Source organism: Insulibacter thermoxylanivorax, from assembly GCF_015472005.1.
GTDB lineage: Bacteria > Bacillota > Bacilli > Paenibacillales > DA-C8 > Insulibacter > Insulibacter thermoxylanivorax.
The window spans coordinates 1-12,740 of sequence record NZ_BMAQ01000026.1; the positions used below are offsets into that span (position 1 = coordinate 1).

Annotated in this window: 5 protein-coding genes and 1 pseudogene; all 6 read right to left on the reverse strand. The window is 55.5% G+C overall.

Annotation, left to right across the window (positions count from 1 at the left end):
* Positions 1 to 226: 226 nt before the first annotated feature.
* The gene (locus PRECH8_RS09960) at positions 227 to 5,761 is read right to left on the reverse strand and encodes a sugar-binding protein (RefSeq protein ID WP_200966959.1); all 5,535 of its coding nucleotides are present in this window, start codon (positions 5,759 to 5,761) and stop codon (positions 227 to 229) included.
* A 301-nt stretch (positions 5,762 to 6,062) separates the two neighbouring features.
* A complete protein-coding gene (locus PRECH8_RS09965) occupies positions 6,063 to 8,288 on the reverse strand; it encodes an ABC transporter ATP-binding protein (RefSeq protein WP_200966960.1) in 2,226 nt (741 codons plus the stop codon).
* 48 nt (positions 8,289 to 8,336) lie between these two features.
* Positions 8,337 to 8,819, reverse strand: coding sequence for a DUF1854 domain-containing protein (locus PRECH8_RS09970; RefSeq protein WP_200966961.1), 483 nt, complete (start codon positions 8,817 to 8,819; stop codon positions 8,337 to 8,339).
* Positions 8,820 to 11,120, reverse strand: coding sequence for an ABC transporter ATP-binding protein (locus PRECH8_RS09975; RefSeq protein ID WP_200966962.1), 2,301 nt, complete (start codon positions 11,118 to 11,120; stop codon positions 8,820 to 8,822).
* A 128-nt stretch (positions 11,121 to 11,248) separates the two neighbouring features.
* Complete coding sequence (locus tag PRECH8_RS14530) at positions 11,249 to 11,719, reverse strand: RICIN domain-containing protein (protein WP_276569105.1); 471 nt, start codon at positions 11,717 to 11,719, stop codon at positions 11,249 to 11,251.
* Positions 11,702 to 12,670, reverse strand: a pseudogene (locus PRECH8_RS14535) (glycoside hydrolase family 53 protein); the annotation flags it as partial. The gene PRECH8_RS14530 and the pseudogene PRECH8_RS14535, both read right to left, overlap by 18 nt.
* Between the last annotated feature and the right edge of the window lie 70 nt (positions 12,671 to 12,740).

The window sequence follows — 12,740 nt, forward strand, 5'->3', positions numbered from 1 at the left end:
AATGTGCAATCTAATGTGCAACCTAATCAGCAATCTAATCTGCAATCTAATCTGCAATCCAATCAGCTTCATTCTTCCCATGGCCAGCACGCCCAAACCTCTGATCAGCGATACTCTGGGCAGCCCTATTGGCACGGGAGAAGCGGGCAGAATTAAGCAAACAGACCCTTCCAGCAGGATCGTATCCAGCCGGAAGGGTCCGTATGTTTCACTTATACTTATACTTCTACTTCGCCAGATATTCGATGAGTCTTACAAAGACAGCTGCCGCTTCGGCACGGGACGCAGTGCCTTTGGGGTCGAAGACGTTGCCGCTCTTGCCTGTTACGATATTGACGCCTCGCAGCGCCTTAACGGCCCCCAATGCCCAGACACTGATCTCGCTTTCATCCGCGAAGGACTCCGCTTGGCTGGGCGGTATCTCATAGCCCTTGTAGTTCATGTAACGGTACAGGATCACCAGCATCTGTTCGCGCGTCAGCGATGCATGAGGATCGAAGCGATCCGCACTGATGCCGGTTACGATCCCGTTTTGTGCCGCCCATTCTACTGCTGCTGTGTACCATTGTCCGTCGGTTACGTCGCTGAAGCGGGATTGCGGGTAGTCGGATGGATCGATGTTCTCAAGATTCGCTAGTATCTGTAAGAACATGGCCCTCGTCATCAGGAGCCCCGGCGAGAACGTTCCAGACGATGTACCGTCGAACAGACCGAAGGCGTAAGCGGCGTTCACATAGCTGTAGAACCAGGCGTGATCGTTGACATCGTGGAATGGATTGCCCGACACGACGGTGAAGCCCAGTGCAGTTTCCTCAGTAAACACAAGCTCTGCGCCTTCTCGGATGCTAAGCGATAAACCGCTGTCTAAGCGAACCGCTGCGCCGCCCGAACCTAAGACGACCTTACCGCTGGTGTCTATCGTCGTACCAGCTGGAACCTGTATTTTCGTTCCGCCCGCGGTCACAATCTCGCCGCCGTCCGGGAGGGTCATGTTGCCGTTTTGATCCGTGACAGCCGGCTGATCTTCCGGCGTATTCAGGGTGTAGGTTGGCTGCGGCCTTCCCTCGTCGGTACCGGTGTCCGGATCTGCGGCAGAGCCGCCATCACCTCTTCCTGGGATGATCACAACCGGACCGCCGCTCCTTCTCTTCGGCGTTGCCGTCACACTTGCCGCCGCACTGTCACCCTTCTCGTTGAAGGCAGCGACTTTGAAGATATATTCTTGATTGTTGGTTAATCCGGTGAAGGTATATTCGTATGTTGATGCATCCACCGTAACCGGTGTCCTGTCACCGTACCAGACTTTGTAGCCCAGGATCTCTTTACCGCCGTCACTTGCCGGAGCACTCCATTTCAAGGTGACCTTGCCGTCGCCTGCCGATGCCGTTAAGTTCCGCGGAGCATCAGGCATGCCTGGTTTACTCTGCGAGAACATCCAATCGAAGATGTCGGTATAGTCATTGTTCCATTCCGGCAAATTCGGGGACTGGATGATCGGAGCGATGCTCCAGATCTCCCCGGTAAACGGATTATCCATCGTAATCTGATTGTAAAGCACCGCCGCTTCTACTTCATGAGCGATATAGCGCAGCAGAGGAGGGTCGCTGTTCGGATCTGGTCTCTGACTCGGCTGATCATATTGATTGTACGGCCAGGTCAGCGCCTCATTGCTCTCAAATCGTGAAGCTCTTGCATTGGTCAGTTCCGCGATGTCTTCAATCATTTTGTCGACATTCTCTGCTCCGGAATCATACTTGTTCACGAAGAGCCAATAAGCCAGGTCTTTGTGGGCTTCGTTTTCCTTCGCATTCGGCCAGCCGGAGGAAATCCCCAAAGGTGCAGCTGCCGCGAAGAAACCAGGGTAGGTGTGGATCAAGTTGGTCGTAACCCCGCCGCCCATCGAAAAACCAGATACATAGATGCGGTTCGGGTCTGCCAATCCGCGGTCAATCAGGTCATCGATAATAGCCTTAATATCGCTTACATGTGGAGCAGAGCCGTTGCTGTACGAAATGTTCAGAATATGGCTGGCATATTTGTCGGGATTCTCCTCCATTTTCTTCATGAGGGCAACCGAACCGTTCGCGGACTTCATCGATGCTTTCTGGTCGATATGTGCCTGCGTGCCGCCGCGTGAGAAGCCATGGGTATAGACATACAGCGGCAATCCATGTATTTCATTGCCGTCTTCATCCTTGTGAAGGTAGAGCGCATAATGGACCGCATCGTTCGAATGGGGTGTGAATTTGTCAAGGATGGGATTGACCACCTTTTCTTGTTTAAAGACGGCGTTCGCGATCGGTTCGCCTTCCGTCAGCACAATATCGCCGTTTAGCACGATGTGGTAATTTTGCAGGGTTGAGTTGCTGCCGTCCAGGGTTGTATTGCCGCCGACTTCGGTATAGAACTCAAGCTCAACGACGATGTAACGGCCGCTTTCCAATCCTTCCTGATAATCCGGCGAAGGGCTTACTTTCCCAAGATAACCGCGTACATTCGGTTCGTCATTGGCGTATACTCTAGAGATGGTGCGTTCACCTTCGAAGACCACTGTATTACCGTCTAAGGTCGTGTTTCTGGCGGACACAGTAAACAAATCCGGATGAAGTGCGGAGCCCAGCGCTTCCCGTCCTTCGCCCAAGTCGATGATGACAGCTGTTGTATACTCGCCTCTGGCAAAGTTGTCGTTCCATACGATGAACGGAATCTGATCGGCGGTTGGGTCATCTTGGAAGGTCACGTCGATGTGATGATCGGCGCTGACCGTTAAGGAGAACGTGTTATCGTCGGCTAAGGCCACAGCTTCGCCGTCCACCGTTACGGCATCCACGATCTTGCCGTGATCAGGAATCACGGTAAAGGTGATCGTCTCGCCGCTTTCCCTTCTCATCACATTGCCGGGAACTTTAGGCAAGATGGTGCCGCCTATATCCGTCGAGATGATGACGGAATGTCTGGGATCCGCTTCTTCGGCTTCGATGAGCTTCACACTGTTTCTAAAGGAAGCATCGCTGTTAAAGCCCGCATCCGGTTCACCGAAAGCGGAAACGACTTCATAGCGGTCCGCACCGTTTTCCGTCGAGTTGTTGATGTTCACTTCGAAGGTCAGCTTGCCGCCCGGCTCCAAGATCACGTCGCGTTTGGGGATTCTCATCTCCACGATGTATCCGGTGCCCGTGATTTCAGTCCATGCAGCTCTGTCCGTATGGGACTGTCCTGAGAATACGCCCGTTGCACTGACCCGCCATTGGTTGGAGCCGCTGGATCCCCGGCCGACGAAAAACTCTACGCTGTCGTACGTGTGATCAAGACCAGGTCCCACATACAGATTGCTGTCCTCGACAACGACGCGGGCATACACGTAGTCATCATCCCAGAGGATCTTGACGGTGCCTGTCGCACGGGGTCTTGGATCATCGGGAACCGTGCTTTTATTAATGGGATACTCCTTCGTCTTAGACCACAGCGGATCGTTGGATCCGAGCTCAGGAGTACCGTACATGGCGGTCGGACCATCCTCAGCGGGCACGCCTGCTTTATTCTGCGAGAACATCCAATCGAAGATGTCGGTATAGTCATTGTTCCAGTCCGGCAAGTTCGGGGACTGTGCTGTTGGAGCGATGCTCCAGGTCTCCCCGGTAAACGGGTTCTCCATCGTAATCCGGTTATAAAGCACGGCTGCTTCTACTTCGTGCGCGATATAGTCAAGCAGGGGAGGGGTTTTGTCCGGATCTGGTCTCTGAGTCGGCTGATCATATTGATTGTACGGCCAGGTAAGCGCCTCATTGCTCTCAAATCGAGAAGCTCTTGCATTGGTCATTTTCGGCATATTCTTAGCTATGAAATCATCAAGATTCGTCTGATAGATGCCAACGTTATGAGCATTTACAAAGATCCAGTAGGCCAGATCTCTATGGGCTTCGTTTTCGCTCGCTGCCGGTGAGCCGAATACTGGGGCCAATGGTGCAGCTGCTGCGAAGAAGCCGGGATAAGTATTGACCAGGGTGTTCGTATATGCGCCGCCCCATGAAAAGCCCGACGCATAGATGCGGTTGGGATCGACGAATCCGCTTGCAACTAAATCGTCGATGACTTTCTTCACATCACCTGTATCTGGAGTAGAAGTGCCAATATAGGAAATATTCAGAATATGGCTGGCATATTTGTCGGGATTTTCTCCCATTTTCTTCATAAGGGCAACGGAACCGTTGGCGGACTTCATCGATGCTTTCTGGTCGATATGTGCCTGGGTGCCGCCGCGTGACATTCCGTGAGTATAGACAAAGAGCGGTAATCCTTGCATCTCTTGGCCGTCTTCGTCCTTATGAAGGTAGAGTGCGTAATTGACCGACTCATAGTTATGGGGTGTGAACTTATCAAGGATGCGATTGACCACCTTTTCTTGTTTAAAGACGGCGTTCTTGATCGGTTCGCCTTCCGTCAGCACAATATCGCCCGTTTGCACGATGTGGTAATTTTGCAGGGTTGAGTTACTGCCGTCCAGGGTTGTATTGCCGCCGACTTCTGTATAGAACTCAAGCTCAACGACGATGTAACGACCGCTTTCCAGTCCCTCTTGATAATCCGGCGAAGGGCTTTCTTCCCCGAGATAACCGCGTACGTTCGGTTCGTCATTGGCGTATACTCGGGAGATTTTACGCTCTCCTTCAAAGACCACCGTATCACCGTCTAAGGTCGTATTTCTGGCGGATACAATAAACAAATCCGGATGAAGTGCGGAGCCCAGCGCTTCCCGTCCTTCACCCAAGTCGATGATGACAGCTGTTGTATACTCGCCTCTGGCAAAGTTGTCGTTCCATACGATGAACGGAATCTGATCGGCGGTTGGGTCATCTTGGAAGGTCACGTCGATGCGATGGTCAGCGCTGACCGTCAAGGAGAACGTGTTATCGTCGGCTGGAATCACCGCTTCGCCGTCCACCGTGATGACATCCACGATCTTGCCGAGATCAGGGATCACGGTAAAGGTAAGGTCAGTGCCGTAAACAGCTCGCATCACATTGCCGGGCGGGTTCGGCTTGATGATGCCGCCTGTACCCGTCGAGATGATGACGGAATGTCTGGGGTCCGCTTCTTCGGCTTCAATGAGCTTGACGCTGTCTCTAAAGGAAGCATCGCTGGTGAAACCTGTATCCGGCTCCCCGAAGGCGGATACGACTTCATAGCGATCCCCGCCTTTTTCCGTCGAGTTGTTGATGTTCACTTCAAAGGTAAGCTTGCCCCCCGGCTCCAAGATCACGTCGCGTTTGGGGATTCTCATCTCCACGATGTATCCTGTATCCGTGATCTCAGTCCACGCAGCTCTGTCCGTATGGGACTGTCCTGATAACACACCCGTTGCACTGACACGCCATTGGTTGGAGCCGCTGGATCCCGGGCCGACGAAAAACTCTACGCTGTCAAAGGTATGATCCGCACCAGGGCCCAGATACAAATTGCTGTCCTCTACAATGACGCGGGCATATACGTAGTCGTCATCCCAGAGAATTTTGACGGTGCCTGTGGCATGGGGTCTTGGGTCATCGGGAACCGTGCTTTTATTAATGGGATACTCCTTCGTCTTAGACCACAGCGGATCGTTGGATCCGAGCTCAGGTGTACCGTACATGGCGGTAGGCATGTCATCCTCCTCTGCGCTCTCGATGTTGTCCGTACCAACAGCAGCACTGACTGGCATCAGCGGCGCCAGCATGAGCAAGCAGCAGAAAAACGAGAGAAGTTTGCGAATTCGTTTTGTCATCAATGATCCCTCCTTTTTGTCGTGTGCGTGCACGTTGTCAGAAACATGGTTTGATTGCGGACCACCCCCCTTACCAAGATATATGCACATGACTTTCACTGTATTAATTAAAAGATTTTTACCCTACAAATTATGGTATAGCATACTTTGGATAATTTACAAAAATAAACCTTAGAAAAAAGACCGCACAGAAACCTTGCGGGTGTTCTTGTCCGGTTTTCAGGCGATTCTCGCTGCCGCAGCGCCGTGCAGGCATGAGTAAAGCCGCCTGATCAGGCGGCTTTGCGGTCCGCAGGAACGATTACGCCTTCGAAGAGGCCGCCGGCTCTGTCGGCTTCGGCTTGGCCATGCTCCGCTGCGCGGTGACCAGTTTATAATAGATGCCCTTTCGCTCAAGGAGTTCATTGTGCGTGCCGACTTCCACGATCCGCCCCTTCTCCAGCACGATCAGCCGCGTCGCATGCCGCAGCGTCGACAACCGGTGGGCGATGGCGATCGTCGTCCGCCCCTTCGTTACGCGCCGCAGCGCCTCCTGGATCGCCGCTTCCGTGTCGATATCAAGGGAGGCCGTCGCTTCATCGAGGATCAAGATGCGCGGATCGCTCAGGATCGCCCGTGCGATCGCCAGCCGCTGCCGCTCCCCGCCGGAGAGATTGCTGCCGTTCTCCTCAAGCCGCGTGTCATAACCGTCCGGCAGGTTCACGATAAAATCATGCGCATTGGCCGTCTTCGCCGCGCGGATCACCTCCTCCAAGGTCGCATTCGGCTTCGAGTAGCGAATGTTGTCCAGGATCGTGCCGCTGAAGAGGAAGGTCTCCTGCAGCACGACGCCGATCTGACTGCGCAGCTCCTCCTGCTTGATATCGCGGATATCGATGCCGTCGATCGTAATCCGGCCCTCGTTCACATCATAGAAACGGGAGATGAGGTTGATCATCGTCGACTTGCCGGAACCGGAGTGACCGACGAGACCGATCATCTCTCCGGGTTTGATCTCGAGGTTGATCTCATGCAGCACCGGTTCGTAGGAGCGGTAGCCGAAGGTGACGTTCTCGAAGCGGATCCGCCCCTTAATGTCGTGGCTTACGGCGTGCTCCCGGTCGACGACCTCCGGCTTCTCATCGATCACCGAGAACACCCGGTCTACGGCGATCAACGCGTTGGCGATCCAGCGCGGCATGTTCATCATCCACTGCAGCGGACCGTAGACCATCATCGAATAGCTGCTGAACTGGACAAGCTGTCCGAGGGTGAATTCGCCTCGCGTGATCATGTAGCTGCCCGCCATCAGCACGAGATAACTGCCGAACTGGATGAGATAGTGGGAGATCGGCGCCAAGTAGCTGTACACCTTCTCGCTGCGGAAGGAAGCCTGGGCGAAGCTGCTGTTGTACTCACGGAATCTTCGGATCTCCCGCTCTTCCTTGCCGAAGGACTTGACGACGCGGATACCGCCGAGCACATCGTGAAGGAAGGAGTTCGCATGGTCATGGATGCGGAACTGATAGTGGAACAACCTGCGCAGCACCTTCCGCCAGATCGCCACCTGCAGATAGGACACCAGCGGCGCCGGCAGCAGGACGAGCAGGGCCAGGCGCCATTCCAGCGTAAACAGGAGCACGCACACCGACGTCAGGATGATGACCTGCAGGATCGCCGTTGTGAAGATCTCCTGGATGAGATGGCGGATGCGCTCCGTGTCCCTGGTGATCCGGTTCATCAGGTCCCCCGCCCGCTGCGAGGTCAGGAAACCGAGGGAAAGCTGCTGCATCCGGCTGAACACCATATGCCTCAGGTCGGAGGAGATGCTCGAGCTCACGATGGTCATGAGACGCCCGCGGAGGATCATCAGCACATGCCCGCCGATGAGCACGATGATGAGACCGGCGATGCCGGCCGCGAACATCGTCATATCGGGGCTAAGGCCCGCCGGCGGCTGCAGCGCACCGTCAACGAGCATTTTCTCAAAATACGGACCCAGCAGCGACAGCGCCGAACCCATGATCAAGAGGGCAAAGGCTAAGAGTAGCTTGCGCCAATAGCCCTTGGCAGCGCCAAGCAGCTTGAGGAGCGCCTCCGTCTTGCTGACGCACTGCCGGCAATGCCGCGTACCGGGAACAAGCGGACCGCCGCATTTCTCACACACCGGTTCCGGCTCGTCGTTGTAGATGCGAACGGGGCCGCCGGCAGCCAGATCGTTCAGCACCTTCGCGATATAAGCATATCGGGCCGCATGCTGCATCGTCAGCCGCACGATGATCCGCTTCTCCCCCTGCTCTTCCGCTTCAAGCACGGCATTGCCGACGAGGGTGATGACCTTGTAATCCTTCGCCGCGCGGATCTCCTGCCACTCCCGCACGTTCCCATTCTCGACATAAGCCCATCGCTCCCCTCCGATGACGAAGAAGCCTTCGCTCCTCCTGCCTGCAAGGGTCAGGTCCGCAGGCACCGCATAATCGATTCGATCCCCAAGCACCTGCACCGCAGCTTCACGGTCCAGCTCGGGCAATGGGTAGTTCAGATTCATAAGCCCACCTTCTTTAAGCGTCTGCAAGAACATCCCCAGCATGCGATACTACAAGAACATCTCCAGCATGCGGTATTCCTTGGCGCTTAAATTGCTGATGTCTTCGATCTGGAAACGGTTGCCGTCCACATCGGTGATCAGCACCTTCTTGCTGCTCACCATACGAACATTGGTACCCCTGCCGACGGTGAAGCGGCAGAGGCCCGCCGACGTCTCTACACTCCAGAAGGAGTAACCGAACTCCTCTTTGATCTCCAAGATGCGCTCTATCGATGGAGCGAAGTACCTCAGACGCATATGCTTCCTCAGGAGTTCCGCCGTCTCTTCCGGGAACGCGGAGAGACAGCGGATCAGCCCAACCTCGGCATTCTCGCTCGTGCGCACCGATATGTATTCCTCCTTGCTCGTATGGGGGAAGGAACAATGGAGATAGACAACGGGATATTCCTCTTCCTGCACGCGCACAGCCAGTAGATGCCCTTCCGTCTCCCAGAACTGCGCATTGTCCTGGGTTAGATAAATCAGCTCCATCTAGATCACCTCTCTCATCTTCAGCGCCTCATCGTGCTTGCGAACCAGACCGGCATAGATCCCATTTAGCTCCATTAACTCCTCGTGGGTGCCGGCTTCCGCCACTTCGCCCTGTTCGATGACGACGAGGTAATCGGCATTGCGAAGCGTGGACAGACGATGAGCGATGGCGATCGTCGTCCGCCCTTTCATCAGCTTCTCCAGGGCATCCTGGATCTCGAGCTCCGTCTCAGTATCCAGGGAAGCCGTCGCTTCATCGAGGATCAGGATCCGCGGGTTGTGAAGCACAGCACGTGCGATGGAGAGCCGCTGCTTCTCTCCGCCCGACAAGATGTAGCCCCCCGCGCCGACGTAGGTATCATAGCCGTCTGGCAGATTCGAGATGAAATCATGGGCATTGGCGATCTTCGCTGCCTGGACGATCTCCTCGAGGGTGCAATCGGGTTTGGCATAGGCGATGTTCTCGGCGATCGTCCCCATGAACACGAACACTTCCTGCGAGACGATGCCGATGTTTCGGCGCAGCGTATCGAAGCTCAGGTCCCGCACATCGATGCCGTCGATGGTGATCCTGCCTTCGTCCGGATCATAGAGACGCGAGATGAGGTTCACCAACGTCGATTTGCCGGCGCCGGAGCGGCCCACGACGCCGATCATCTGCCCCGGTTTGACGTGGAGCGAGACATTCTTCAGCACCGGCCGGTTCGGTTCGTATCCGAAGGTGACATGGATGGCGCGGATCTCGCCTTCGATTGTCTCGCGGCGCACGGCGTCCTCCTTCTCCTGGATGTCCGGCACCGCATCTTGGATCTCGAAGATGCGCTGCGCGGCGGACATGCAGTTGGACCACCAGCCCACGATATTGTTCATGAATTGGATGGGATTGTACAGCATCGTCAGATAGTGCAGGAAAGACATGATCAGCCCGAAGGTGAAGTTCCCCTGGATCACCTGCCAGCCGCCGAAAGCCCAGAGGATGATCCCCCCAGCTTGGATGATCATGTTCAGCGTCGGGAAAACGGTGCTGCCCATCTTATTGAACCGCTGCTCCGCACGGGCGTAATAGCGGCTGCTGCGGGAGAAGCGCTCGACTTCTTGATATTCCTTGCCGAAGGCCTTCACCACCCGCGCGCCGCGCATCGAATCGCTGATCATCGCATTCATCGCGCTGATGCGGCGGTGTCTCCGCCAGGACAATCTCCACAGCCTGGGGAACACCGTGCGCATGATGAAGATCATCAGCGGCAGCGGCATGAGGCAGAGCAGGGTCAATTGCCAGTTCAAGGTGAAGAGGATCGCCGCGATGCCGATGATGTTCATCGTATTGACGATGAAATAGGGGATGCCGTCGGTGAAGAAATACTGCACATCGGCTGCGTCATTGTTCACCCTCGTCATCAGCTGGCCCGTCTGCCGCTTCTGGAAGAAAGCCAGGGACAGCCGCTGCAGCGAAGCGAAAACATCGGACTTCAGATCAAAGCCGACATTCGCCGCCAGCTTCGCTGTCTGGATGCCGAAGACAACCCCGAAGGCTAGCGCCAGCGTGCGGCACAAGATAATCAACAGGATGACCAGACCGATCTGTCCGGCGAACCGCCCGGTGCCGCCAAGCGCCTGGTCGAACAGCACCGTGCCGCTTAAGTACGGGATGATCAGGCTGGTCAGGGAGTTGAGCAGCATGAACACGATGATCAGCGCGATCGTCCCTTTATATCTGCCGGCCAGCCGCAGCAAGCGGCCGAAGATCGCGTGTTTCTTCATACAGCGCGGGCAAACCTTGCGTCCCCGCTCAGGATACAGCATACCGCAGGTCGGACAAGCGGCCTCCTTGCGCTCATCTTCCTGAATCCCCGTCTCCTTGCCCTGCTTCAATTTCTCGAAAGCGGATACAAGTTTGGACGCAGGTTCCATATGACCGTTCGTGAAGATGCCGGCCATGCGCTCTTCTGAACCACGTTCTTGCATGACAAGCATGCCGGAGGCGACCAGATTGACGACGCTTAAGCGTTCGATCTCCTCCAGCGGCCGAAAGTCCGTCTCATAGTCCTCGGCTTTCAGCTCCTCTTGTTTGTAAACGGTTTCTTTTTTGTGCAGAATGTAACCCTTAAACCGCTTCTCCCGCATCGCTTGCCGCGATCTTGGGCGGAAGAAGTACAAGCCGCGGCGCGACAGCACGGCATAGCTGATGGTGAAGCCGCTTGTGCCGGGCATGCGGTCGCAGAGCAGCCACTGCACGACCTCCTCCAAGGACAAGCCCTGAGCCGTCCATAACGTCCTCAGATCATCAGGTAATCGCTCCATAGTCCCCCTCAAACAAAAAAGGCACCTCGAAACACGTGCCCTAATTTTATATTTGGCTTGATCTTAACAAGTTTGCGCTCTGTTTACTAGGTGCTTTTTTGTACTTTATTGCTTATTTTTGACCTTTATCACTGCACCTGAACCAGCTGCCACTGCTGATTCCAGCCGCCGTTGTCCGTCCACTGGATGCTCGGCGCGCCGTCCGCCGTCGAGCGGGCTTCGATATCGATCAGCTTGCCGCTTGAGCGGTTCTCGATCTTGTACCAGCCGCCGCCGGCATCGATGAGCCGCCAATGCTGGTTCCAGCCGCCGTTATCCGTCCACTGAATATTCGGCGCACCGTCTGCCGTCGACCGCCCTTCGACATCGATGAGTTTGCCGCTTAAGCGATTGACGATCTTGTACCAGCCGCCGCCGGTATCGACGAACTGCCAGTGCTGGTTCCAGCCGTCGTTGTCGCTCCATTGGACGATGGCTGCGCCGTCCGCTGTGCTGCGCTCGAACACATCGAGCACCTTGCCGCTGTTGCGGTTAACGAGTTTGTAATAAGCATGGGGATTCAGACCGCCATCCGAACCGCCGGATACAAAACCGTCCAGCGCTCCTGTCGGCATGCCGTTCGCATACCATGCGCCTTTCTGATAATTGTCATTGTACCCGGGAGGACTTGCGGGCTCCCAGTAGAAGACCCCCTTGCCGCCGGCGCTCTGCGTCTTGCTGATGATATCGGCGATAAAGGCCTTGGCCTCATTCGGGTAATTGTAGTACATGCCGATCTCCGAGACGATGACTTCCTTGCCGTACAACTGGGTGATGCGGTTCATTGTTGTTTCTGCTTGGCTGTTGATCGTACTCCAGTTGTGCGGTTCCGGATACAGGGACATCGCCACCATATCGAAGTTTGCACCATTGTCGATGAGGCCGCCGATATTCCATTCATACAACGCGGTATCCCAGCCATTGGACAGGTGGACGATCGTCTTCGTGCTGCTGCTGACGGATTTGACCGCATTGTGCCCCGTGTTCACCAGCCACGCATAATTTCTCATATTCGTCGAAGCCCGGCCCTCCGGCCACAGCATTCCATCGTTGGTCTCATTGCCGATCTGCACCCAATCCGGCGTCACCCCTCTGGCCTGCATCGTGTTCATCACATCGACGGTATGAGCCCACACCGCATCCATCAGTTCTTGGAAGCTGTAATTGCGCCAGGCCGCCGGTTTGTTCTGCTTGCCGGGATCCGCCCAGGAATCGCTGTAATGCAGCGTCAGCATCACCGCCATCCCCGCGTTCTTCGCGCGCACGGCCAGATCCGCCGCCCGATCCTTGTTCATATAGCCGTTCATATAGTCCTCGGACGGATTCACCCATACGCGGATGCGGATCGCATTCATCTGGTAATCGTTCTTCAGGATGTCGATGACATCCCGCGTCTGTCCATTGCGATCTTTGAACGTATACCCCTGCGCCTCCAAACCGAGGATCCAGCTGATATCGGCTCCTTTGGCGAAGGCCGGAGCGGCTTCAACCTCCCTCGGCGGCACCTGCATCAGCCACAATCCGAAGATGCCCAGCAGTGAAACCCACAGTCTTAATCTTCGCATCCTTCATCCCTCCTTC

Bases quoted from the DNA above. Each gene is read 5' to 3' on its own strand.
- PRECH8_RS09960 (WP_200966959.1), bottom strand. From the start codon at position 5,761: ATGACAAAACGAATTCGCAAACTTCTCTCGTTTTTCTGCTGCTTGCTC.
- PRECH8_RS09965 (WP_200966960.1), bottom strand. From the start codon at position 8,288: ATGAATCTGAACTACCCATTGCCCGAGCTGGACCGTGAAGCTGCGGTG.
- PRECH8_RS09970 (WP_200966961.1), bottom strand. From the start codon at position 8,819: ATGGAGCTGATTTATCTAACCCAGGACAATGCGCAGTTCTGGGAGACG.
- PRECH8_RS09975 (WP_200966962.1), bottom strand. From the start codon at position 11,120: ATGGAGCGATTACCTGATGATCTGAGGACGTTATGGACGGCTCAGGGC.